Below are 22,983 nucleotides of genomic sequence, written 5' to 3'. Positions count from 1 at the left end.
TTGCGGGTGCCGGCCGGCGGGAACCGGCGGCGGCCGCCAGTGAAGAAGAATCGACGCGAGGACAAGGATGAGTGAGCCGCAGCCGTCTAACGGCGCAGAGACGAATGGCGCGAAGCCGGCACCGGCAGGGTTGGAATCGCTTGCGGCAGTCGGCAGCCGACTGGCGCAGCTTCGGGAGACCAGGGGTTGGACCGTCGACGACGTGTCGGCGCGACTCAAGGTCGCACCGCAGAAGCTTCGGGCACTCGAGGCCGGTGACATCAGCCATTTGCCCGGCGTGACGTTCGCGCTCGGTGTCGTGCGCAGCTACGCGAAGATGCTCGGCGTCGATCCGGAACCGTTCGCGCAGGCGTTGCGCCGTGAGCGCGGGGTGCCGGAAGTCGACCTGTCGATGCCCGCGTCGTCGGGGACGGATCTGCCGCGCGGCCGCGTGTCGATTCCGCTGGGCGGGTCGTCGCGGCATCACCCGTGGCTCTGGGGCACGGGGATCGTCGTCGTCGCGGTGGTCGCCGTACTGATGTGGCACACTGGCGGCGATTCGTCGAGCCTGCTCGCGCGCTTCAAGAGCGGCGATGCCGAGCATGCGTCGGCCGCAAGCGCGCCGGCGGCATCGTCGTCATCCGTCGAAGGGGCAGCCTCGAGCGGTGCGTCCGCGGCAGTCGCGAATGAGGTTCCGGCCCCGGCTGTTGCATCTGCAGCCCCGGCGCCGGCAGTTGCGTCGGCTGCTCCGGCACCCGCGCCTGTGGCGCCGGTCGTGACGGCAGCCGCATCGCAGCCGGTCGTGGCAACGACGGCGGCAAGCGCCGCCGTGCCGGCCCAGCCGGCGAGCGTCGCGGTGGCGGCCGGCCAGTCGATGATCGAACTGAAGGTCAAGCAGGACAGCTGGTTCAGCGTGCGCGACAAGAGCGGCAAGGAGCTGTTCTCCGGGCTGGTGCACGGCGGCGAGGCGAAGCAGGTCGCCGGCGAGGGCTCGTTCAAGGTCACGATCGGCAACAAGGCGGGCCTCGACGCGATCGTGTTCGACGGAAAACCTGTCGATCCGGCAAAATATTCGGCAGCGCGGGGTAATGTGGCGCGGTTCACGTTGCCCTGACGTCAAGCGCCGTGGCGAAGGCCTGTCGTCGATATCGGCAGGCCGCGAGGGCACGGCGCTTTTTCAATTCATGCGCCGCGTCGCGGCGCATTCCGCGTAAATGGATCTATCGATGCAATCCGAAGCTCAATCCCCACGCAGCAGTCAGATTTGTTCAACCGAGCCGGTGTTCGGCGGGCACCAGCCGCGCCGCGTATCGCATGCGGTGGATGTCCGCTGGGGCGGGCAGCTCGTGACGATCGGCGGCGACGCGCCGGTGCGCGTGCAGTCGATGACGAATACCGACACGGCCGACGCGATCGGCACGGCAATCCAGATCAAGGAACTCGCGAACGCGGGCTCCGAACTGGTGCGCATCACGGTCAACACGCCCGAGGCCGCGGCCGCCGTGCCGGCGATCCGCGAGCAGCTCGATCGCATGGGCGTGACCGTGCCGCTCGTCGGCGATTTCCACTACAACGGCCACCTGCTGCTGCGTGACTACCCGGGCTGCGCCGAGTCGCTGTCGAAGTACCGGATCAACCCGGGCAACGTCGGCCAGGGCGCGAAGCGCGATACGCAGTTCGCACAGATGATCGAGGCGGCGGCCAAGTACGACAAGCCGGTGCGGATCGGCGTGAACTGGGGCAGTCTCGACCAGGATCTGCTCGCGCGCATGATGGACGAGAACGGGGCGCGTTCGCAGCCGTGGGATGCGCAGAGCGTGATGTACGAGGCGCTGATCCAGTCGGCGATCGGCTCGGCCGAGCGTGCGGTCGAACTGGGCCTTGGCCGCAACCGCATCATTCTGTCGTGCAAGGTCAGCGGCGTGCAGGACCTGATCGCCGTGTACCGCGAACTCAGCCGCCGCTGCGGCTTCGCGCTGCACCTCGGGCTGACCGAGGCCGGCATGGGCTCGAAGGGCATCGTCGCATCGACGGCTGCACTCGGCGTGCTGCTTCAGGAAGGGATCGGCGACACGATCCGCATCTCGCTGACGCCGGAACCGGGCGCGTCGCGCACGGGTGAGGTGATCGTCGGCCAGGAAATCCTGCAGACGATGGGCCTGCGCTCGTTCGCACCGATGGTGATCGCGTGCCCGGGCTGCGGCCGTACGACGAGCACGCTGTTCCAGGAACTGGCGATGCAGATCCAGACCTACCTGCGCGAACAGATGCCGGTCTGGCGCAAGGCGTATCCGGGCGTCGAGAAAATGAACGTCGCGGTGATGGGCTGCATCGTCAACGGTCCGGGCGAATCGAAGCACGCGAACATCGGCATCAGCCTGCCGGGCTCGGGCGAGAACCCGGCCGCGCCTGTCTTCATCGACGGCGAGAAGGTCAAGACGCTGCGCGGCGAGCGGATCGCCGAGGAATTCCAACAGATCGTCAGCGACTACGTCGAACGCAACTACGGCCGCGCTGAGGCCACGAACTAATTCGTCCACACACACGATGACTGAACAAAAACGCAAGATCGAGAAGCTCACCGGCGTCAAGGGCATGAACGACATCCTTCCGCAGGATGCCGGCCTTTGGGAGTTCTTCGAAGCTACGGTGAAATCGCTGCTGCGCGCATACGGTTACCAGAACATCCGCACGCCGATCGTCGAGCACACGCAGCTCTTCACGCGCGGCATCGGTGAGGTCACCGACATCGTCGAAAAAGAGATGTACAGCTTCACCGACGCGCTGAACGGCGAGAACCTGACGATGCGCCCGGAAAATACCGCGGCGGTCGTGCGCGCGTCGATCGAGCACAACATGCTGTACGACGGCCCGAAGCGCCTGTGGTACATCGGCCCGATGTTCCGTCACGAGCGTCCGCAGCGCGGCCGCTATCGCCAGTTCCACCAGGTCGGCGTCGAAGCGCTCGGCTTCGCGGGTCCTGATGCGGATGCCGAGATCATCATGATGTGCCAGCGCCTGTGGGACGACCTCGGCCTGACCGGCATCAAGCTCGAGATCAACTCGCTCGGCCTCGCCGAAGAGCGTGCCGCGCATCGCGTCGAACTGATCAAGTACCTCGAGCAGTTCGCCGACGTGCTCGACGAGGATGCGAAGCGCCGCCTGTATACGAACCCGCTGCGCGTGCTCGACACGAAGAACCCCGCGCTGCAGGAAATCGCGCAGAACGCGCCGAAGCTGATCGACTTCCTCGGCGACGAGTCGCGCGCGCACTTCGCAGGGCTGCAGCGCCTGCTGCTCGCGAACAACATTCCGTTCAAGATCAACCCGCGTCTCGTGCGTGGTCTGGACTACTACAACCTGACCGTGTTCGAGTGGGTCACCGACAAGCTCGGCGCGCAGGGCACGGTCGCAGCCGGCGGCCGCTACGATCCGCTGATCGAGCAGCTCGGCGGCAAGCCGACCGCCGCATGCGGCTGGGCGATGGGCATCGAGCGGATCCTCGAGCTGCTGAAGGAAGAGGATCTCGCGCCCGAGCAGGAAGGCGTCGACGTGTACGTCGTGCATCAGGGCGAGACCGCGCGTGAACAGGCGTTCATCGCGGCCGAGCGCCTGCGCGACACGGGCCTCGACGTGATCTTCCACTGCAGCGCCGACGGCGCGCCGGCGAGCTTCAAGTCGCAGATGAAACGGGCCGACGCAAGCGGCGCCGCGTTCGCGGTGATCTTCGGTGAAGAAGAGGTCGCGAACGGCACGGTGGGCGTGAAAGCGCTGCGCGGTGCGGGCGGAGACGGGGAAAAGAACGTTCAGCAGACCGTACCGGTCGAAGGCTTGACCGAATTTCTAATCAATGCGATGGTTGCATCCGCCGAAGACGGCGACGACTGATCGCGCTGGCATCCGCTCGACAAGAAAAGCCTGAACAGGAAGGAATCGCTCGCCGATGAGTTACCACGACGAACAAGAATCGATTGAAAGTGTCAAGGCGTGGTGGGCCCGCTGGGGCAACCTCACCACGTGGATCGTGCTCGCGGCGCTCGTCGTCGCGGCCGGTTTCAACGGCTGGAACTACTGGCAGCGCCGTCAGGCTGCCGAGGCGTCCGGGCTGTACGAACAGGTCCAGAAGGCCGCCGCCGCGAACGACAAGGCGACGATCGCGCGCGCGGCCGCCGACATGGAAGACAAGTTCGGCAGCACGCCGTATGCGCAGATGACTGCACTCGCCGCTGCGAAGACGCTGTACGCAGCCGGCGACTCGGCCGGTGCGAAGGCGCAGTTGCAATGGGCCGCCGATCACGCCAAGGATGACGAGTACAAGCAGATCGCGAAGCTGCGTCTCGCGTCGCTGCTGCTCGACGAGAAGGCGTACGATGCGGGCCTCGCGCTGCTGTCGGGCACGCCGGTCGATGCATTCAAGGGCCTCGTGGCCGATCGCCGCGGCGATCTGCTTGCCGCGCAAGGCAAGACCGACGATGCGCGCGCGGCGTACAAGCTCGCGCTCGACGGCCTGTCGAAGGACGACCAGTCTGCGCGCCAGCTCGTGCAGTTCAAGCTGGACGCGCTCGGCGGCTGAATCCCGGTCCCCTCAACCTCTTAACTCTGCTTCGCTAACCGATGAATTTGCTGAAACGTTACGCTGTGCCCGTTGCCTGCGCGGCGGCTGTCCTCGCACTGGCGGCCTGCTCGTCGTCGAAGGACGCGCGCCGCGTGCCTACGCCGCTCACCGAGTTCAAGCCCGTGATGGACGTGCAACAGGTCTGGAAGGCGAGCGTCGGCAAGGGCGGGCGCTACCTGTTCTCGCCGGTGGCCGTGGGCGACGCCGTCTATGCAGCGGGCGAGAACGGTTCGGTCGAGAAGATCGACGCGAAGACGGGCCAGACGCTCTGGCGCGCGAAGGTCGGCTCCGACCTGTCGGCCGGTGTCGGCAGCGACGGCAACCTGACCGCGGTCGGCGCGCTGAAGGGCGGCGTGTTCGTGCTGGGCCCGGACGGCAAGCAACTGTGGAAGACCACCGTGCAGGGCGAGATCTTCTCGCCGCCGCTCGTCGGCAACGGCCTCGTGGTCGTCCGCACGATCGACGGCCAGGTGATCGCGTTCAACGCGCAGACGGGCGAGCAGAAGTGGAACTACCGCAACCGCGCGGTGCCGCTGAACCTGCGCGTGTCGGCCGGCATGACGTTCGCGGGTGACGCGGCGGTGCTGGCGGGCTTCCCCGGCGGCGGGCTGGTCGCGATCAACCTGCAGACGGGCGAGCCGTTCTGGCAGACGCCGGTGTCGTTCCCGAAGGGCGTGACCGAAGTCGAGCGCATCAACGACGTCAGCGGTCCGCCGACGCTCGTGGGCGCGGAAGCCTGCGCGGTGACGTTCCAGGGTCAGCTTGGCTGCTTCGATGCGAACTCGGGCCGCCCGCTGTGGGAAAAGGCGTTCTCGAGCCGCAGCGGCCTCGCGCAGGACGACTCGGTGGTCGCCGGCGGCGACGACTGGTCGGTCGTGACCGCGTACGATGCTGCGTCGGGCAACCAGCTGTGGCGCAACGACAAGCTGAAGAGCCGTGACGTCGGCGTGCCGTATCTGCTCGGGCATGCGGTCGTGTTGGGCGACTACAAGGGCTTCGTGCACTTCCTGTCGCGTGAAGACGGCAGCTTCATCGCACGGATGAAGACCGACGGCAGCGCGATTACGGCGGCGCCGGTCCTCGCGGGCAATACACTCGTCGTGCAGACGAAGGACGGCGGTCTGTACGGATTCCGTCCGCGCTGACGCGCAGGAAACATGCGCGGCCGCGGCGCGACGGGCGTGTCCCGTGCGCCGCGGCCGCGTGACTTGAAGGCGGCCGGTGCTCCCGGCCGCTCGGTATTTGAAAGGCAGTTCGAGACGAAAGACGATGGCGCGCAGCGCGCGCCAGGCGCGCGCATCCGGCGCGGCGCGAATTCGTGATATTTTCATTCAGCGCAGCCGCCCGCAGCAGCGGGCCTCCCGCTGCTGCGCTTCACCGTAGAAAACACAGATGAAACCGGTCATTGCCCTCGTTGGGCGCCCCAATGTGGGGAAATCCACGCTGTTCAACCGGCTCACGCGCTCGCGCGATGCGCTGGTCGCCGACTTGCCGGGCCTGACGCGCGATCGCCATTACGGCGAAGGTCGCGTCGGCGAGCGGCCGTACCTGGTCGTCGACACGGGCGGCTTCGAGCCCGTCGCGAAGGACGGCATCCTGCACGAGATGGCACGCCAGACGCGGCAGGCCGTCGAGGAAGCCGACGTCGTCGTGTTCATCGTCGACGGCCGTAACGGCCTCGCGCCGCAGGACAAGTCGATCGCCGACTACCTGCGCAAGACCGGCCGGCCGATCTTCCTCGTCGTCAACAAGGCCGAGGGGATGAAGTACACGGCGGTCGCGACGGACTTCTACGAGCTCGGGCTCGGCGATCCGCGTGCGATCTCGGCTGCGCACGGTGACGGCGTCACCGACATGATCAACGAGGCGCTGGATGTCGCGTATGCGGACCGTCCGGAGGAAGAGGACGAGAACGATCCTTCGCGCGGCATCAAGATCGCGATCGTCGGCCGCCCGAACGTCGGCAAGTCGACGCTCGTGAACGCGCTGATCGGCGAGGATCGCGTGATCGCGTTCGACATGCCGGGTACGACGCGCGATTCGATCTACGTCGACTTCGAGCGCAACGGCAAGAAATACACGCTGATCGACACGGCCGGCCTGCGCCGCCGCGGCAAGGTGTTCGAGGCGATCGAGAAGTTCTCGGTCGTGAAGACGCTGCAGTCGATCTCCGACGCGAACGTCGTCATACTTCTGCTGGATGCGCAGCAGGACATTTCCGACCAGGACGCACACATCGCCGGCTTCGTCGTCGAACAGGGCCGCGCGCTCGTGATCGGCGTCAACAAGTGGGACGGGCTCGACGAGCATGCGCGCGATCGCGCGAAAGCGGATTTGACCCGCAAGCTGAAATTCCTCGACTTCGCGAAATCGCACTTCATTTCGGCCACGAAGAAGACGGGCATCGGCACGCTGATGCGCTCGGTCGACGACGCGTACGCGGCGGCGATGGCGAAGCTGCCGACGCCGAAGCTCACGCGCGCGCTGATCGAGGCGGTCGAGTTCCAGCAGCCGCGCCGTCGCGGCCCGGTGCGTCCGAAGCTGCGCTACGCGCACCAGGGCGGCCAGAATCCGCCGATCATCGTCATCCACGGTAACGCGCTCGACGCCGTGACGGAAACGTACAAGCGTTACCTGGAAAACCGGTTCCGCGAAACTTTCTCGCTGACAGGGACTCCATTGCGCATAGAGTTCCGTTCGTCGAACAATCCGTACGCGGACAAGAGCTGAAGACGTCTGTTACACGCGTCACGCAAGGGGTTGGCCGCAAGGCCTATGCCCCCGGCGAGCCAGGCAAAATCGGCTATAGTGTAGCGATTGGCGCCGGATCTCTTTTTCTTCGCCGCCAGTCCAGATCAACCTGCAAAAAAAGATGGAGTACGCCATGAGCAACAAAGGGCAATTGTTACAAGACCCGTTTTTGAACGCACTGCGCAAAGAGCACGTTCCCGTTTCGATCTACCTCGTCAACGGCATCAAGCTTCAAGGGAACATTGAATCGTTCGACCAGTACGTCGTGTTGCTCCGTAATACGGTGACCCAGATGGTGTACAAGCACGCCATCTCGACGGTCGTGCCGGCGCGCCCGGTGAATTTCCACCCGGACGCGGAAGCCTCGTCCTAACCTATCGCAGCGGCCGGCATCCGGTCGCCGCGAGCGACCGATGCCAGCCGCCTTATCTTGACACCTGAAAATTTGATCAACGCAGCGCTCGTCGGCATCGATTTCGGCAAGACCGATTTCGAAGCCAGTCTCGAAGAACTCAGTCTTCTCGCCTCCAGCGCGGGGGCCCGTCCCGCAGTCACCCTCACGGGGCGTCGTTCCAGTCCCGATGCCAAGATGTTCATCGGCAGCGGCAAGGCCGAAGAACTCCGGCTCGCCTGCGACGCGCACAACGTCGAAATCGTCATCTTCAACCACGCACTGGCGCCCGCCCAGCAACGTAATCTGGAGCAGGCACTTAACAGGCGCGTGGTCGATCGCACCAGTCTCATCCTCGACATCTTTGCCCAGCGTGCCCGCAGCCACGAAGGCAAGCTGCAGGTCGAGCTCGCGCAGCTTCAGTACCTGTCGACGCGGCTCATTCGCGCATGGACCCACCTTGAACGGCAGAAGGGTGGTATCGGCCTGCGCGGCCCCGGTGAAACCCAGCTCGAAACCGACCGCCGCCTGATCGGCGAACGCATCAAGATGCTGAAGTCGCGGCTCGACCGCTTGCGCCGGCAACACAGCACGCAACGCCGCCAGCGCGCGCGCAGCGGCACGATGTCGGTGTCGCTCGTCGGCTATACGAACGCGGGCAAGTCGACGCTGTTCAATGCGCTGACGAAAGCGCAGGCCTACGCGGCCGACCAGCTGTTCGCCACGCTCGATACGACGTCGCGGCGCGTGTACCTCGGCGACGAGGTCGGCCAGATCGTCGTGTCGGATACGGTCGGGTTCATCCGCGAGTTGCCTCACCAACTGGTCGCCGCATTCCGTGCGACCCTCGAGGAAACGATCCACGCGGATCTGCTGCTGCACGTGGTCGATGCGTCGAGCGCGGTCAGGCTCGAGCAGATCGAGCAGGTCAATGGCGTGCTGCACGAGATCGGCGCGGACACGATCCGCCAGGTGCTGGTGTTCAACAAGATCGACGCCGTGCCTGAGCTGGCGGCCCGCGGCGACACGGTCGAGCGGGACGAGTATGGTAATATTTCGCGCGTCTTTTTGAGCGCGCGCACCGGTCAGGGTCTTGATACGTTGCGTGCCGCCATCGCCGAAATCGCCTCCGCGGAACACCTTTCCAGCGCGACGTTACCCAACGGCGCGCTCGACGGCGCCCCCGCTGAACCACACGAAGACCACACGATTTCCGAACACGGGCGCTAACCGGTCCCGGCCGGTTCGTCGGCGTCTAATCTGGTGAACAAACTCTGGTGAACGAATACAACGAGCGGAGTACCTGGCGGCGGATGCGCGCCTTGCTGTCGATCAACGATCCCCGCTGGGGGCGCGGTGAAGGCAATGGCAAAGACGGATCCCGTCCCCGCCCGAACGAATCGAAGCGTCCGCAAGGTGGCGACGGCGATGGTCCGCCCGATCTCGACGAGATGTGGCGCAACTTCAACCGGCGCCTGAACGGCCTGTTCGGCGGCAAGGGCGGCAACGGCTTCCGTCCTGACAACGGGCGAGCCGCGCGCGTTGGCGTCGGCATCGTGATCGGCGTGCTGGTCGCGGTCTACGCAGGCAGCGGGCTGTTCGTCGTGCAGGAAGGGCAGACGGGCGTCGTGCTGCAGCTCGGCAAGCTGTCGGGCACGGTCGGTCAGGGCGTGCACTGGCGCGCGCCGTATCCGTTCGCGTCGCACGAGATCGTCGATACGTCGCAGGTCCGTTCGATCGAGATCGGCCGCAACAACGTCGTGCGTCTCGCGAACGTGAAGGAAGCGGCGATGCTGACGCGCGACGCCGATATCGTCGACGTGCGCTTCATCGTGCAGTACCGCATCCGTTCCGCGACCGATTACCTGTTCCGCAGTGTCGACCCCGAGCGCAGCGTCTCGCAGGCCGCCCAGGCCGCGGTACGCGCGATCGTCGGCACGCGCAGCGCGGCCGACGTGCTGAACCAGGACCGCGACGCGCTGCGCGAGCAGCTCTCCGCCGCGATCCAGCGCGATCTCGATCGCTACCAGTCGGGGCTCGAGGTGACGGCCGTCACGATGCAGAGTGTTGCGGCGCCCGAGCAGACGCAAGCCGCGTACGGTGAAGTCGCGAAGGCACGCGACGAGCGCGAGGCCGCGAAGCGCGCCGCGCAAGCGTATGCAAACGACTTGCTGCCGAAGGCGCAGGGCGATGCGGCGAAGCTCGTCGACGAAGCGAAGGCGTATGCCGATCGCGTGGTCACGGAAGCCGAAGGCGATGCCGACCGCTTCAAGCAGGTCTATGCGCAGTACTCGAAGGCGCCTGCGGTGATCCGCGAGCGGATGTATCTCGAGACGATGCAGGAAATCTATTCGAATTCGACGAAAGTCTTCGTCGGCAACAAGGGCGGCAACAGCGTCGTGTATCTGCCGCTCGACAAGCTCGTCGAGCAGGGGCGACAAAACGCCGCGACGTCCACGGGCGCATCCGCGCCCGACGCGGCGTCGGCACCGGCGGCTGCCGCGCCGGCTGCGGCGGCGCCCGCGAGTGCGGCGTCGGCCGTGGCGGCGTCGGGCGCCGACGTGCTGCGATCGCGCGAGGCGTTTCGCAGCCGGTCGCGCGAAGACGATCTGAAGTAACGGGGAGCGCAGAACATGAACCGAATCATTGCGCTCGTCGTCGCAATCGTGATCGTTGCCTTCGCGGCATCGTCGACCGTCCTTACCGTCGATCCGCGCCATGCGGCCGTGCTGTCGGGGCGCGACGGCGCGCAACCCGAATTGGCCGGCCCTGGCATCCATTTCAAATTGCCGCCGCCGCTGCAGACGGCCACGCTGATCGACACGCGCCTGCAATCGCTCGAGTCGTCGGATCCGCTGCAACTGGCAACGGAAGACAAGCGCGACCTGCTCGTCGCCTACGCGGTGAAGTACCGGATCAGCGATCCGATGAAGTATTTCACGACGACGGGCGGTGACCCGTCGGCAGCCGGTGATCGTCTCGCCGGCGCGCTGAAGAGCGCACTCGGTGACGCGTTCGGCAAGCGCGCGCTCGACGACGCGCTTGGCGGCCAGCGTGCGATCGCCGATGCGGCCCGCGACGAGGTGAAGGCGAAGGCGTCCGGTTTCGGCGTTGACGTGGTCGACGTCCAGTTGACGCGCGTCGATTTGCCGGCCGCGCAGACCGATGCCGTCTATCAGCGGATGATCGGCGCGCTGCGCGATCAGGCGGCGCAGGTGCGTGCGCAAGGCGCGGCCGACGTCGAGCAGATCAAGGCGGACGCCGAACGCGAACAGCAGGCCGTGCTCGCGAACGCGTACAAGTCCGCACAGACGATCAAGGGCGAGGGCGACGCGAAGGCCGCGACGATTGCCGCCGACGCGTTCGGCCGCGATCCGCAGTTCTACCAGTTCTACGCGAGCCTGCAGGCTTACCGGAACACGTTCAAGCGCAACGACGTCATCGTCGTCGATCCCGACAGCGAGTTCTTCCGCTTCATGCGCAGCCCGACGGGCGGTGCCGCACCGGCGGCGCCTGCTCCCCGCAAACACTGACCTTGGGGCGCCGCGTCGAGCGGCGCCGTCGCTCGCATGGACCTGGCTGGCTCGTTGTTGCTCGCAGTAGCGCTGATGCTGATCATCGAGGGGGCGTTCCCCTTCGTGTTTCCCGTCGCCTGGCGCGACACGTTTCGTAGAATAGCTGAGCGGCCGCCGCATCATATCCGGATCGGCGGGCTGATCGTGATGGTGCTCGGGCTCATACTGCTGCTGCTCGCCACCTGACCGGAGACCTGATCCGGACGGCTTATCCGCCGTTCGTCCCGCCCGAATTCAGAATTTCCGATTCACATCGCGGCGCGCGTGTCGCGCGCTGTTTCCCGTCGTAGGACCGTACCGATGTCGACCTGGTTACTTCCCGAGAATATCGCCGACGTACTGCCGTCGGAAGCGCGCAAGATCGAGGAGCTGCGCCGCAGGCTGCTCGACCGCTTCCGTTCGTATGGCTACGAAATGGTGATGCCGCCGCTGCTCGAGTATCTCGAATCGCTGCTGACGAGCGGCGGTGCAGATCTGCGCCTGCGCACCTTCAAGCTGGTCGACCAGCTGTCGGGTCGCACCCTCGGCCTGCGTGCGGACATCACGCCGCAGGTCGCGCGGATCGACGCGCACCTGTTGAACCGCCAGGGCGTGACGCGCCTCTGCTATGCGGGCCACGTGATGCATACGCGTCCGCGCGGTCTGCACGCGACGCGCGAGCAGATCCAGATCGGCGCCGAAATCTACGGGCATGCCGGGCTGGAAGCCGACCTCGAGATCCAGCAACTGATGCTCGACGCGCTGCATCTCGCGGGCCTGTCGCGCATCCGTCTCGACCTCGGCCATGCGGGCGTGCTCGCGGCGCTGCTGGCGCGCGATGCGCAGGCCGCCGAGCGCGGCGAGTCGCTGTACGACGCGCTGTCGGGCAAGGACGTGCCGCTGCTGAACGAGCTCACCGACGATCTCGGTGCCGACACGCGCGCCGCGCTGCGCGCGCTGCCGCATCTCTATGGCGACGCAAGCGTGCTCGCCGAGGCGCGCGCACGCTTGCCGGTGCTGCCCGAAATCACACGGGCGCTCGACGATCTGGCGCAGCTCGCGGCGCAGGCGAAAGGTGCCGAAGTGGCGATCGATCTCGGCGACCTGCGTGGCTATGCGTATCACAGCGGCGCGATGTTCAGCGCCTACATCGATGGCGTGCCGAACGCGATTGCGCGGGGCGGCCGCTACGACCACGTCGGCCAGGCGTATGGCCGTGCCCGTCCCGCTACGGGCTTCTCGCTCGACCTGCGCGAGCTCGCGCGGATTTCGCCGGTCGAGGCGCGCGGCACCGCGATTCTCGCGCCGTGGGCGCAGGACGACGCACTGAGCGCGGCCGTCGCGGCGCTGCGCGATGCGGGTGAGGTCGTGATCCAGGCGCTGCCGGGCCACGATCATGTGCTCGACGAGTTCGCATGCGACCGTTCGCTCGTCGAGCGCAACGGCGCATGGGTGGTCGAACCCCGATAAACAGGCGTTCGCGGGACGTGCTTCGGCGTGCATATCGTTGAAGCGAAACGGAAAAATTCGGAATCGCCCGCGAACATAGGTAGAATACGTTTTTAACCAGCTAACGAATCAACATGTCTGCCAGCGCAGTGAACGTGACTCCCGGGCGCAATGTCGTCGTCGTGGGAACGCAATGGGGTGATGAAGGCAAGGGCAAGATCGTCGACTGGCTGACGGACCACGCTCAGGGCGTCGTGCGTTTCCAGGGCGGTCACAACGCCGGCCACACCCTCATCATCGGCGGCAAGAAGACGATCTTGCGCCTCATTCCGTCGGGCATCATGCGTGAAGGCGTCGCCTGCTACATCGGCAACGGCGTCGTCCTGTCCCCCGAAGCACTGTTCAAAGAAATCGGCGAGCTGGAAGAAGCCGGCGTGAACGTGCGCGACCGCCTGTTCATTTCCGAAGCCACGACGCTGATCCTGCCGTACCACATCGCGATCGACCAGGCGCGCGAAGCGCGCAAGGGCGCCGGCAAGATCGGTACGACGGGCCGCGGCATCGGCCCTGCGTACGAAGACAAGGTTGGCCGCCGCGCGCTGCGCGTGCAGGACCTCTTCGACGCGAAGACCTTCGCTGACCGCCTGCGCGAAAACCTCGATTTCCACAACTTCGTGCTGACCCAGTACCTGGGCGGCGCGGCTGTCGATTTCCAGGCCACGCTCGACACGATGCTGGGTTATGCCGACCGCCTGAAGCCGATGGTGGCCGACGTGTCGCGCCGCCTGTACGACGCGAACAATGCGGGCCAGAACCTGCTGTTCGAAGGCGCGCAAGGCACGCTGCTCGACATCGACCACGGCACCTATCCGTTCGTCACGTCGAGCAACTGCGTCGCAGGTGCGGCGTCGGCCGGCGCGGGTGTGGGTCCGCAGAAGCTCAACTACATCCTCGGCATCACGAAGGCCTATTGCACGCGCGTCGGCTCGGGCCCGTTCCCGAGCGAACTGTACGATGCGGACAATCCGCAGCGTCAGGACCAGGTTGGCGTCACGCTCGCGAACGTCGGCAAGGAATTCGGTTCGGTCACCGGCCGTCCGCGCCGCACCGGCTGGCTCGACGCCGCCGCACTGCGCCGCTCGATCCAGATCAACGGCGTGTCGGGCCTGTGCATGACGAAGCTCGACGTGCTCGACGGCCTCGACGAAGTCAAGCTGTGCGTCGGCTACAAGATCGACGGCAAGGATGCGGACATCCTGCCGCGCGGCGCCGCTGACGTGGCCCGTTGCGAGCCTGTATACGAAACGTTTGCCGGCTGGAAGGAAAGCACGGTCGGCATCAAGACGTGGGAAGCATTGCCGGCGAATGCGCAGGCGTACCTGACCCGGGTCCAGGAAGTGGCTGGCGTGCCGGTCGACATGGTGTCGACGGGTCCGGACCGCGACGAAACGATCCTGCTCCGCCATCCGTTCAAGGTGTAATTTTCAGATGACGCAGCAAATCACGATGACGGCGGCAGACTTGATGACCGATCCGCGCAACGACGACAAGAACCTGTGGGTAGGCTGGGACGAGTATCACCGTCTCATCGAACTGCTCGCGCTCCAGGTGCACGCATCGGGCTGGAAGTTCGACCAGATCCTGTGCCTCGCGCGCGGTGGCCTGCGCGTCGGCGATCAACTGTCGCGCATCTACGACGTGCCGCTCGCGATCCTCGCGACGAGTTCGTACCGCGAAGCGGCCGGCACGGAGCAGGGCGAACTCGATATCGCGCAGTACATCACGATGACGCGCGGCAACCTGGCGGGCAACGTGCTGCTGGTCGACGATCTCGTCGATTCGGGCGTCACGCTTGCGCGCGTGCAGGAGCACCTGAAGGAGCGCTATCCGTCGGTGACGGCCGTGCGCTCGGCCGTGCTCTGGTACAAGGGTTGCTCGAAGGTCAAGCCCGACTATCACACGCAGTTCCTGCCGACGAATCCGTGGATTCATCAGCCGTTCGAGGAGTGGGACACGGTTCGCCCGCACAACCTCGAGGCGTGGATCAAGCGCGGTCGCGCACAGCGCGACGGCTCGGGCGCGTAAGCGGCCGGCCAATCGAAGGAAAGCCTTGTACGGCGCCGCTTGCGGCGCCGTTTTTCGTTGGGGCGCCATACGCGCCGGCGCCGCGTGTACCGTGGATCCGGTAGGCAGACCGCGCTGCCCCGGCTATGATTGGCAGCCCTGCCACAGCTCGCGCCGGATTGCATGCGCAGCGTGGATCACGTGGTGACAAGGCAACAGAGCAGGGCGGCGTTTCACGGGGGCGCGAGTAGAATAGCGCTCGTTTTGTCCGACCCGGACCCGATTATTACGCTTCATATGAACGACACGATCCACGCGACCGACGCAGCACACGCGCCGCATTCGACGCAACAACACTCGATGCGGGCGCTAGCGATAGCAGCCATCGGCGTCGTGTTCGGCGACATCGGCACCAGCCCGCTGTATTCGCTCAAGGAGGCGTTCAGCCCCGCACACGGCATTCCGCTCACCGAAGGATCGATTCTCGGCGTGATCTCGCTGCTGTTCTGGGCAATCATCCTGGTGGTCGGCATCAAGTATCTGCTGTTCGTGATGCGGGCGGACAACAACGGCGAAGGCGGCGTGCTCGCGCTGATGGCGCTGTCGTTGCGGCCGCTCGACTCGAAGACCCGCGTCGCGGGCGCGCTGATGGCGCTCGGGATCTTCGGCGCGTGCATGTTCTACGGGGACGCGGTGATCACGCCGGCGATCTCGGTGATGTCGGCGGTCGAAGGCCTCGAAATCGCGACGCCGCACCTGTCCCATCTCGTGCTGCCGATCACGATCGTGATCCTGATCGCGCTGTTCTGGATCCAGCGTCACGGTACCGCACTGGTCGGCAAGCTGTTCGGCCCGATCATGGTGCTGTGGTTCGTCGTGATCGCGGCGCTCGGCGTGTACCACATCGTGCGCGTGCCGGGCATCATGGCCGCCATCAACCCGTATTACGCGGCGTCGTTCATGGCCGATCACCTGCTGCAGGCGTACGTCGTGCTCGGCTCGGTCGTGCTGGTGCTGACCGGTGCGGAAGCGCTCTACGCGGACATGGGGCACTTCGGCGCGAAGCCGATCCGCATCGCCGCCTACGGGCTCGTGATGCCGTCGCTGGTGCTGAACTACTTCGGCCAGGGCGCGCTGCTGATCCAGAACCCGAAGGCGATCGAAAACCCGTTCTTCCTGCTGGCGCCCGAATGGGGGCTGCTGCCGCTCGTCGTGCTGTCGACGGTCGCGACCGTGATCGCGTCGCAGGCGGTGATCTCGGGCGCGTATTCGCTGACGTCGCAGGCCATCCAGCTCGGCTACGTGCCGCGCATGAAGGTGCTGCATACGTCGGAGCTCGCGATCGGCCAGATCTACGTGCCGGTCGTGAACTGGCTGCTGCTGTTCGTGATCCTCTGCATCGTCGTCGGCTTCAAGAGCTCCGACAACCTCGCGGCCGCGTACGGTATCGCGGTGACGGCGACGATGGTGATCACGACCGTGCTCGCCGCAGTCGTGATGGTGAAGGTGTGGAACTGGAACCGGCTGCTGGTCGGCGCGATCATCGCGGTGTTTCTCGCGGTCGACCTCGGCTTCTTCGGCGCGAACCTGCTGAAGGTCGCGCAGGGCGGCTGGCTGCCGCTCGGCATCGGCGCGCTGCTGTTCTTCCTGCTGATGACCTGGTACAAGGGGCGTCACATCGTCAAGGAGCGCACGGCGGCCGACGGTATTCCGCTCGAGCCGTTCCTGCAGGGGCTGCTCGCGCATCCGCCGCATCGCGTGTCGGGTACCGCGATCTACCTGACCGGCAACGACAAGCTCGTGCCCGTGAGCCTGCTGCACAACCTGAAGCACAACAAGGTGCTGCACGAGCGCACCATTTTCCTCACGTTCGTCACGCGCGACTTTCCTTACGTGCGCGACGACAAGCGTCAGTCCTCGCGTGATGCGGGCGGCGGGCTGTATATCGTCAAGGCCGAGTACGGCTTCAACGAGACGCCGGACGTGAAGGCCGTGCTCGAGGAATTCGGCCGCACGCACGACATGACGTTCGAGCTGATGGATACGTCGTTCTTCCTCGCGCGCGAGACGGTCGTGCCGACGCATCTGCCCGGGATGTCGATCTGGCGCGAGCGCGTGTTCGCCTGGATGCACCAGAATGCCGCGAAGCCGACCGACTTCTTCTCGATCCCCGCGAACCGCGTGGTCGAACTCGGGACGAAGATCGAGATCTGACGCAACGTATGGCGCGCGGGCCGTCCGGCCGCGCGCCGTGTTTGCCGAAGTCGTAAAAAAGCCCGCCTTTCGGCGGGCTTTTTTGTCTGTCGCGAAAGCGCTTGCGGGTGCTCAGCGCTTCAGCTTCGCGAATGCCGCGGCCATCGCGCCTGCCGGTTCCGGCTCGCGCGAACGCTGCTGCGGGCGGGCCGCGCCGCGGCCCGCGTTGCCGCGATCCTGGCTGCCGCGCGACGACATGCCGGGTGCCGCCGCATCGTCGTCGAGGCGCATCGTCAGCGCAATGCGCTGGCGCTTCACGTCGACGTCGAGCACCTTCACCTTGACGACCTGGCCGGCCTTCACGACTTCGTGCGGATCCTTGATGAACTTGGTCGACATCGCGGATACGTGGACGAGGCCGTCCTGGTGGACGCCGATGTCCACGAACGCGCCGAACGCGGCGACGTTCGTCACGACGCCTTCGAGCGTCATGCCGGGCACGAGATCCGACACTTTTTCGACGCCTTCGCGGAACGTCGCGGTCTTGAATTCGGGGCGCGGATCGCGGCCCGGCTTCTCCAGTTCGGACAGGATGTCGCGCACGGTCGGCAGGCCGAAACGTTCGTCAACAAATTCCGTCGGGGACAGGCCCGACAGTGCTTCGCGGTTGCCGAGCACGTCGTCGATGCGCTTGTTGATCTTCGCGAGCATCCGCTCGACGACCGGATACGCTTCCGGGTGCACCGACGAGCGGTCGAGCGGATTCTCGCCGCCGTTGATGCGCAGGAAGCCGGCGGCCTGTTCGAAGGTCTTGTCGCCGAGGCGGGGCACCTTGCGCAGGTGCTCGCGCGACGGGAACGGGCCGTTCGCATCGCGGTAGTCGACGATGTTGCGCGCGAGCGTCGCGTTCAGACCCGATACGCGGGCGAGCAGCGGGGCCGACGCGGTGTTCGCGTCGACGCCGACCGCGTTCACGCAGTCCTCGACGACCGCGTCGAGCGAGCGGGCGAGTTCGCGCTGGTTCACGTCGTGCTGGTACTGGCCGACGCCGATGGCCTTCGGCTCGATCTTCACGAGCTCGGCGAGCGGATCCTGCAGGCGACGTGCAATCGAGACGGCGCCGCGCAGCGACACGTCAAGCTCGGGGAATTCCTTCGCGGCCAGCTCGGACGCCGAATAGACCGAAGCGCCGGCTTCCGACACGACGATCTTCTGCAGGCGCAGCTCCGGGTGCTTCGCGATCAGTTCGCCCGCGAGCTTGTCGGTTTCACGTGACGCCGTGCCGTTGCCGATGCTGATCAGCTCGGCCTGCGTCTGTGCGGCGATGCGTGCGAGTTTCGCGATCGAACCATCCCAGTCGCGGCGCGGCTCGTGCGGGTAGATCGTATCGGTCGCGAGCACCTTGCCGGTGCGGTCGACGACCGCGACCTTCACGCCCGTGCGCAGGCCGGGGTCGAGACCGATCACGGCCTTCGGGCCGGCCGGCGCGGCCAGCAGCAGGTCGTTCAGGTTGCGCGCGAACACGCGGATCGCTTCCGTTTCGGCCGTTTCGCGCAATTGCGTGAGCAGCTCGTTCTCGATGTGCGGCTGCACCTTCACGCGCCAGCACCAGCGGCATACGTCGGACAGCCACTTGTCGGCCGGGCGGTTCTGGTTCGCGATGCCGAAATGGCGCGCGATCATCGCCTCGCCGGGATGCGGCACCTGCGCGTCGAGTTCTTCGCCGAGGCCGAGCTTGATCGTCAGCACGCCCGCGTTGCGGCCGCGGAACAGCGCGAGGGCGCGGTGCGACGGCACGGTCTTGATCGTTTCCGCGTAGTCGTAATAGTCGCGGAATTTCTCGCCTTCCTCGTTTTCCTTGCCCTCGACGACGGCCGACGACACCACACCCTGGTTGTGCAGGTAGTCGCGCAGCTTGCCGAGCAGTTCGGCCGTCTCGCCGAACTGTTCGGACAGGATGTCGCGCGCGCCGTCGAGCGCGGCCTTCACGTCGGCCACGCCCTTCTCGGCGTCGACATACGCGGCTGCCTCGGCCTGCGGGTCGAGCAGCGGGTTCGCGAGGAGCGCCTGGGCGAGCGGCTCGAGGCCGGCTTCGCGGGCGATCTGCGCACGCGTGCGGCGCTTCGGCTTGTACGGCAGATAAAGGTCTTCGAGCACCTGCTTGCTGTCGGCCGCGTCGATCGCGGCGCGCAGTTCGTCGGTCAGCTTGCCCTGTTCGTCGATGCTCGACAGGATCGACGCACGGCGATCCTCGAGTTCGCGCAGATACAGGAGGCGTTCCTCGAGCTGGCGCAACTGCGTGTCGTCCAGGTTGCCGGTCACTTCCTTGCGGTACCGGGCAATGAACGGAACGGTCGAGCCTTCGTCGAGGAGTTGCACGGCCGCCGCGACCTGGCGCGGCTGGACGGACAGTTCGGTGGCGATGCGCTGTACGATCTTGAGTGCTACGGTTTCCGTCATGTCGTGGATGATCTGCCTGCTGAAATCGCGGCGGGGGCCGGCAGGCCCGAAGCGGCGGGCTGCGTGGCGGGCCCGACGGGCCGGATGCCGCGGGTGAGTGAAGCGGGGCATTTTGCCATAAATGGCGGAGCGCCCAGCCGGGGGTGATAGAATTTGACACATGTCCCGCAGCTTTCCTACGACGTTGCCAACTTCCCGAATTTCTCTCGTCGCGCTCGGCGCAGCGCTCGCCGCGGCTTTGTCTGCCGGGCCTTCCGGCGCGTTCGCGCAAGCGTCGGACGCCACCGTGCCGGCCGCCGCCGCGGCTGCGCCCGTGACGGCCACCGCCGCACCGGATTTCGACGCCCGTCAAAAAGTGCTCAATCAACGCTCCGCAGAAAACGATTATCGTTATGCGGTGGCCGAGCACGATTGCTACAGCAAGTTCTTCGTCAATCACTGTCTCGGCAAGGCACGTGAACAGATGCGCGACGAGCGGGCGAGCATTCGCCAGGAGCAACTCGCGCTCAACGACGAGCAGCGGGCGGTGCGTGCGCAGCAGCGCGACCAGCAGCAGGCGCTGAAGGCGGCGCAAAACGCGGCGGAAGCACCGCAGCGCGCGGCGAACGATGCGGCAAACGCGGCTGCGTTCCGCGACAAGCAGGAGCAGAATGCGTTGAAGCAGGCGCAGCGTGGCGCGGAAGGGCCGCAGCGCGCGGCGAACAAGCAGGCATACGACCAGAAGCAGGGCGACTTCCAGCGCAAGCTCGACCAGGCGCATCAGCAGGCCGCGCAGAAGGCGCAGGAGCGGGCGGACAACGCCGCGCGCTACGTGCAGAAGCAGAAGGAAGCCGAGCAGCACAAGGCCGATGTCGAGCAGCGTCAGAAGGAAGCGGCCGAGAAGGCGCAGCAGAAGCAACAGCAGGGGCAGTAACGTGTTGGATTGATCGGGATCAGTCTCGGGCGCGCTGGCACGCCAGTCGGCGCGCTGCTTCGATGAGGAGGCAAGTATGCAAAACCGTCACACGGAACAGCAGCAGGAATTGCACAACCGTTTGGCTGCATTGCAGGAGCAGCACCAGCAGCTCGCTCGGGAGATCGAGCTGAAGGAAGGGCACTCCGACATCGACGACATCACGCTGCACCGGCTGAAGAAGGAAAAGCTGGCGGCCAAGGACAAAATCATTTTGCTGCAATCGCAGCTGGAACCGGATAAGCGCGCCTGAGCGCGGCCTGGCAAGCGCCGGCGCCGCCCGGGCGCTGGACACAGGAACGCTTGCCTTGAATTCACCGCTTGAAGCCACCCCCGATGCCCGGCGCGACGTGTCGCCCGCCGGGCGCGCTCGTGCGCCCGAAGGCACCTTTGAGCTGAGCCGCAAGCGCGTCGACGAACTCGACACGATCTTCGGCGAAGGCGGATTGCTGGCGCGTGCGCTCGACGGCTACCGGCCGCGACAGTCGCAGATCGAGATGGCGCGCGCCGTCGCGTCCGCGATGGAAGCGTCCGCGCGCCGGATGCCCGAACCCGAGATCTTCGAAACCCGCAAGCGGCCGGCGCGTCGCCTCGGCGACGGCGACAAGGCGGCCGAAACGGGCGCGGACGCCGCCGCGGCAGCCGAAGTCGACGGCGATGCCGGCGACAACACGCTGATCGTCGAGGCCGGTACGGGTACCGGCAAGACCTATGCATACCTCGTGCCCGCGATGCTGTGGGGCGGCAAGGTGATCGTGTCGACCGGCACGAAACACCTGCAGGATCAATTGTTCGCGCGCGACATCCCGACCGTGCGCAACGCACTGGCGGTACCGGTGTCGGTCGCGATGCTGAAGGGCCGGGCCAACTACCTGTGCCATTACTACCTGCAACGCACGGCCGACAACGGCCGGTTGCCGTCGCGGCAGGATACGGCCTATCTGCAGGAAATCGTCCGCTTCGCGAAGATCACCAAGAGCGGCGACAAGGCCGAGCTCGCGAGCGTGCCGGAAACGGCGCCCGTGTGGTCGATGGTCACGTCGACGCGCGACAACTGCCTCGGCCAGGAGTGCCCGCATTACAAGGATTGCTTCGTGATGCAGGCGCGGCGCGAGGCGCAGCAGGCCGACATCGTCGTCGTCAACCACCACCTGTTCTTCGCGGACATCATGCTGCGCGATACGGGGATGGCCGAGCTGCTGCCGAACGCGAACACGGTCATCTTCGACGAAGCGCACCAGTTGCCGGAAACGGCGACGTTGTTCTTCGGCGAAACGCTGTCGACGACGCAGATTCTCGAGCTCGCCCGCGACACGGTGGCGGAGGGCCTGAGCCATGCACGCGACGCGGTCGAGTGGGTGAAGCTCGGCGGCGATCTCGAGCGTGCGGCGCGCGACTTGCGCCTGGCGTTCGCCAACGACCAGATCGTCCGCATGTCGCTCGCCCAGCTCGGCGACGATCACCCGATGTTCGGTGCGCTCGACGCGCTCGAGGCTGCGCTCGACGCGCTGGCGTCGGCGCTCGCCAGCCAGGCGGAACGGGCGGAATCGCTCGGCGCGTGCCTGCGGCGCGCCCGCGAACTGCAGGACCTGCTGGCCGGCTGGGTCGCACCCGGCGCGACGGAAGCGGCGGCGAAGGCCGACGCAACGGCGGCCGGCGACAAGGCGGCATCCGACGGCGATCCGAACGAGAAGGTACGCTGGGTCGAAGTGTTCGCGCATACGGTCCAGCTGCACGAAACGCCGCTGTCGGTCGCGCCGATCTTTGCCAAGCAGCGCGCGGGCGTGCCGCGCGCCTGGGTGTTCACGTCGGCCACGCTGTCGGTGCGCGGCGACTTCACGCACTATGCGGCGCAAATGGGCCTCAGCTCGCGTCGCTCGATGACGCTCGCAAGCCCGTTCGACTATCAGTCGCAAGGGTTGCTGTACGTGCCGCGCAACCTGCCGCAACCGTCTTCGCCGGCGTTTACCGATGCCGTCTTCGACGCCGCGCTGCCGGCGATCGAGGCGTCCGGCGGCGGCGTGTTCATGCTGTGCACGACGCTGCGCGCGGTCGACCGGATCGCGTCGAAGCTGCGCGACGTGATCGAATCGCGCGGCTGGAACACGCCGCTGCTCGTGCAGGGCGATGCAAGCCGCACCGAACTGCTCGACCGTTTCCGTGCGTATGGCAACGCGATCCTGGTCGGCAGCCAGAGTTTCTGGGAAGGCGTCGACGTGCGCGGTGACGCGCTGTCGCTCGTCGTGATCGACAAGCTACCGTTCGCGCCGCCGGACGATCCGGTGCTGGCCGCGCGCCTCGACGCGCTGACGAAGAAGGGGCTGAGCCCGTTCGCCGTGCACCAGTTGCCGCAGGCTGTGATCACGCTGAAGCAGGGCGCGGGCCGGCTGATTCGTGCGGAGACGGATCGCGGCGTGCTGATGATCTGCGACACGCGGCTCGTCGACAAGCCCTACGGGCGCCGGATCTGGCAGAGCCTGCCGCCGTTCAAGCGGACCCGCGAGATCGCGGTCGTCCAGGACTTCTTCGACGAGCACCGTTCGGCAAAACGCACGTGACGGGGTGCGCGCGGCGA

The 22,983-nt window shown here is 66.3% G+C and carries 19 protein-coding genes; 18 read left to right on the top strand and 1 reads right to left on the bottom strand.

Annotated features, from left to right (window positions below; all coding sequences use genetic code 11):
* The first annotated feature begins 67 nt into the window (after positions 1-67).
* The 15 genes from CFB41_RS09570 to CFB41_RS09495 all read left to right on the top strand — a co-directional run bounded on the left by CFB41_RS09570 (position 68) and on the right by CFB41_RS09495 (position 17,017).
* Positions 68-1,093, top strand: coding sequence for a helix-turn-helix domain-containing protein (locus tag CFB41_RS09570; protein ID WP_089456324.1), 1,026 nt, complete (start codon positions 68-70; stop codon positions 1,091-1,093).
* Between the two features lie 112 nt (positions 1,094-1,205).
* Entirely contained in the window at positions 1,206-2,510 is a 1,305-nt protein-coding gene (gene ispG, locus CFB41_RS09565; RefSeq protein WP_089425933.1) for a flavodoxin-dependent (E)-4-hydroxy-3-methylbut-2-enyl-diphosphate synthase, read from the top strand.
* Positions 2,511-2,526: 16 nt separating this feature from the next.
* Positions 2,527-3,867: a histidine--tRNA ligase gene (gene hisS, locus CFB41_RS09560; RefSeq protein ID WP_089456323.1), complete on the top strand. Its 1,341-nt coding sequence runs from the start codon at positions 2,527-2,529 to the stop codon at positions 3,865-3,867.
* Between the two features lie 55 nt (positions 3,868-3,922).
* Positions 3,923-4,552: a tetratricopeptide repeat protein gene (locus CFB41_RS09555; RefSeq protein WP_089456322.1), complete on the top strand. Its 630-nt coding sequence runs from the start codon at positions 3,923-3,925 to the stop codon at positions 4,550-4,552.
* A 41-nt stretch (positions 4,553-4,593) separates the two neighbouring features.
* The gene (bamB, locus tag CFB41_RS09550) at positions 4,594-5,739 is read left to right on the top strand and encodes an outer membrane protein assembly factor BamB (protein ID WP_089425558.1); all 1,146 of its coding nucleotides are present in this window, start codon (positions 4,594-4,596) and stop codon (positions 5,737-5,739) included.
* A gap of 247 nt (positions 5,740-5,986) precedes the next feature.
* Entirely contained in the window at positions 5,987-7,324 is a 1,338-nt protein-coding gene (gene der, locus CFB41_RS09540; RefSeq protein WP_046197066.1) for a ribosome biogenesis GTPase Der, read from the top strand.
* Between the two features lie 154 nt (positions 7,325-7,478).
* A complete protein-coding gene (gene hfq / locus CFB41_RS09535; protein ID WP_006399927.1) occupies positions 7,479-7,718 on the top strand; it encodes an RNA chaperone Hfq in 240 nt (79 codons plus the stop codon).
* Positions 7,719-7,790: 72 nt separating this feature from the next.
* Positions 7,791-8,966: a GTPase HflX gene (gene hflX / locus CFB41_RS09530; RefSeq protein WP_179250014.1), complete on the top strand. Its 1,176-nt coding sequence runs from the start codon at positions 7,791-7,793 to the stop codon at positions 8,964-8,966.
* 47 nt (positions 8,967-9,013) lie between these two features.
* Positions 9,014-10,354, top strand: a complete 1,341-nt coding sequence (gene hflK, locus CFB41_RS09525) for an FtsH protease activity modulator HflK (protein ID WP_089456320.1) — start codon at positions 9,014-9,016, stop codon at positions 10,352-10,354.
* A 15-nt stretch (positions 10,355-10,369) separates the two neighbouring features.
* Positions 10,370-11,269, top strand: coding sequence for a protease modulator HflC (hflC, locus tag CFB41_RS09520; RefSeq protein WP_089456319.1), 900 nt, complete (start codon positions 10,370-10,372; stop codon positions 11,267-11,269).
* 36 nt (positions 11,270-11,305) lie between these two features.
* Positions 11,306-11,497 (top strand): DUF2065 domain-containing protein, encoded by a 192-nt coding sequence (locus tag CFB41_RS09515; RefSeq protein ID WP_011352254.1) that lies wholly within the window; start codon positions 11,306-11,308, stop codon positions 11,495-11,497.
* A 114-nt stretch (positions 11,498-11,611) separates the two neighbouring features.
* Positions 11,612-12,760, top strand: coding sequence for an ATP phosphoribosyltransferase regulatory subunit (locus CFB41_RS09510; protein WP_089440226.1), 1,149 nt, complete (start codon positions 11,612-11,614; stop codon positions 12,758-12,760).
* Positions 12,761-12,873: 113 nt separating this feature from the next.
* Complete coding sequence (locus CFB41_RS09505; protein ID WP_011352252.1) at positions 12,874-14,220, top strand: adenylosuccinate synthase; 1,347 nt, start codon at positions 12,874-12,876, stop codon at positions 14,218-14,220.
* Positions 14,221-14,227: 7 nt separating this feature from the next.
* Entirely contained in the window at positions 14,228-14,824 is a 597-nt protein-coding gene (locus tag CFB41_RS09500; protein WP_006485899.1) for a phosphoribosyltransferase, read from the top strand.
* A 276-nt stretch (positions 14,825-15,100) separates the two neighbouring features.
* The gene (locus CFB41_RS09495; protein ID WP_089456318.1) at positions 15,101-17,017 is read left to right on the top strand and encodes a potassium transporter Kup; all 1,917 of its coding nucleotides are present in this window, start codon (positions 15,101-15,103) and stop codon (positions 17,015-17,017) included.
* A gap of 111 nt (positions 17,018-17,128) precedes the next feature.
* On the opposite strand, the gene CFB41_RS09490 is transcribed toward CFB41_RS09495, so the two are convergent.
* Positions 17,129-19,456, bottom strand: a complete 2,328-nt coding sequence (locus CFB41_RS09490) for a Tex family protein (RefSeq protein WP_089456317.1) — start codon at positions 19,454-19,456, stop codon at positions 17,129-17,131.
* Positions 19,457-19,616: 160 nt separating this feature from the next.
* On the opposite strand from CFB41_RS09490, the gene CFB41_RS09485 reads away from it, so the two are divergent.
* From CFB41_RS09485 to CFB41_RS09475, 3 genes are all read left to right on the top strand, one after another.
* Positions 19,617-20,369, top strand: coding sequence for a hypothetical protein (locus tag CFB41_RS09485; protein WP_089456316.1), 753 nt, complete (start codon positions 19,617-19,619; stop codon positions 20,367-20,369).
* 76 nt (positions 20,370-20,445) lie between these two features.
* Entirely contained in the window at positions 20,446-20,661 is a 216-nt protein-coding gene (locus CFB41_RS09480; RefSeq protein WP_006478692.1) for a YdcH family protein, read from the top strand.
* Positions 20,662-20,716: 55 nt separating this feature from the next.
* On the top strand, positions 20,717-22,966 hold the full coding sequence (locus tag CFB41_RS09475; RefSeq protein ID WP_089456315.1) for an ATP-dependent DNA helicase: 2,250 nt from the start codon (positions 20,717-20,719) through the stop codon (positions 22,964-22,966).
* Positions 22,967-22,983 lie beyond the last annotated feature (17 nt).

This window comes from Burkholderia sp. AU33803 (assembly GCF_002223095.1).
GTDB lineage: Bacteria > Pseudomonadota > Gammaproteobacteria > Burkholderiales > Burkholderiaceae > Burkholderia.
Note: the sequence above shows the minus strand (reverse complement) of the source record. Positions and strands in the feature narration are given on the sequence as shown.

Coding starts and splice junctions, on each gene's coding strand:
- CFB41_RS09570 (WP_089456324.1), top strand. CDS start 68: ATGAGTGAGCCGCAGCCGTCTAACGGCGCAGAGACGAATGGCGCGAAG.
- ispG (WP_089425933.1), top strand. CDS start 1,206: ATGCAATCCGAAGCTCAATCCCCACGCAGCAGTCAGATTTGTTCAACC.
- hisS (WP_089456323.1), top strand. CDS start 2,527: ATGACTGAACAAAAACGCAAGATCGAGAAGCTCACCGGCGTCAAGGGC.
- CFB41_RS09555 (WP_089456322.1), top strand. CDS start 3,923: ATGAGTTACCACGACGAACAAGAATCGATTGAAAGTGTCAAGGCGTGG.
- bamB (WP_089425558.1), top strand. CDS start 4,594: ATGAATTTGCTGAAACGTTACGCTGTGCCCGTTGCCTGCGCGGCGGCT.
- der (WP_046197066.1), top strand. CDS start 5,987: ATGAAACCGGTCATTGCCCTCGTTGGGCGCCCCAATGTGGGGAAATCC.
- hfq (WP_006399927.1), top strand. CDS start 7,479: ATGAGCAACAAAGGGCAATTGTTACAAGACCCGTTTTTGAACGCACTG.
- hflC (WP_089456319.1), top strand. CDS start 10,370: ATGAACCGAATCATTGCGCTCGTCGTCGCAATCGTGATCGTTGCCTTC.
- CFB41_RS09515 (WP_011352254.1), top strand. CDS start 11,306: ATGGACCTGGCTGGCTCGTTGTTGCTCGCAGTAGCGCTGATGCTGATC.
- CFB41_RS09510 (WP_089440226.1), top strand. CDS start 11,612: ATGTCGACCTGGTTACTTCCCGAGAATATCGCCGACGTACTGCCGTCG.
- CFB41_RS09505 (WP_011352252.1), top strand. CDS start 12,874: ATGTCTGCCAGCGCAGTGAACGTGACTCCCGGGCGCAATGTCGTCGTC.
- CFB41_RS09500 (WP_006485899.1), top strand. CDS start 14,228: ATGACGCAGCAAATCACGATGACGGCGGCAGACTTGATGACCGATCCG.
- CFB41_RS09495 (WP_089456318.1), top strand. CDS start 15,101: ATGAACGACACGATCCACGCGACCGACGCAGCACACGCGCCGCATTCG.
- CFB41_RS09490 (WP_089456317.1), bottom strand. CDS start 19,456: ATGACGGAAACCGTAGCACTCAAGATCGTACAGCGCATCGCCACCGAA.
- CFB41_RS09485 (WP_089456316.1), top strand. CDS start 19,617: ATGTCCCGCAGCTTTCCTACGACGTTGCCAACTTCCCGAATTTCTCTC.
- CFB41_RS09480 (WP_006478692.1), top strand. CDS start 20,446: ATGCAAAACCGTCACACGGAACAGCAGCAGGAATTGCACAACCGTTTG.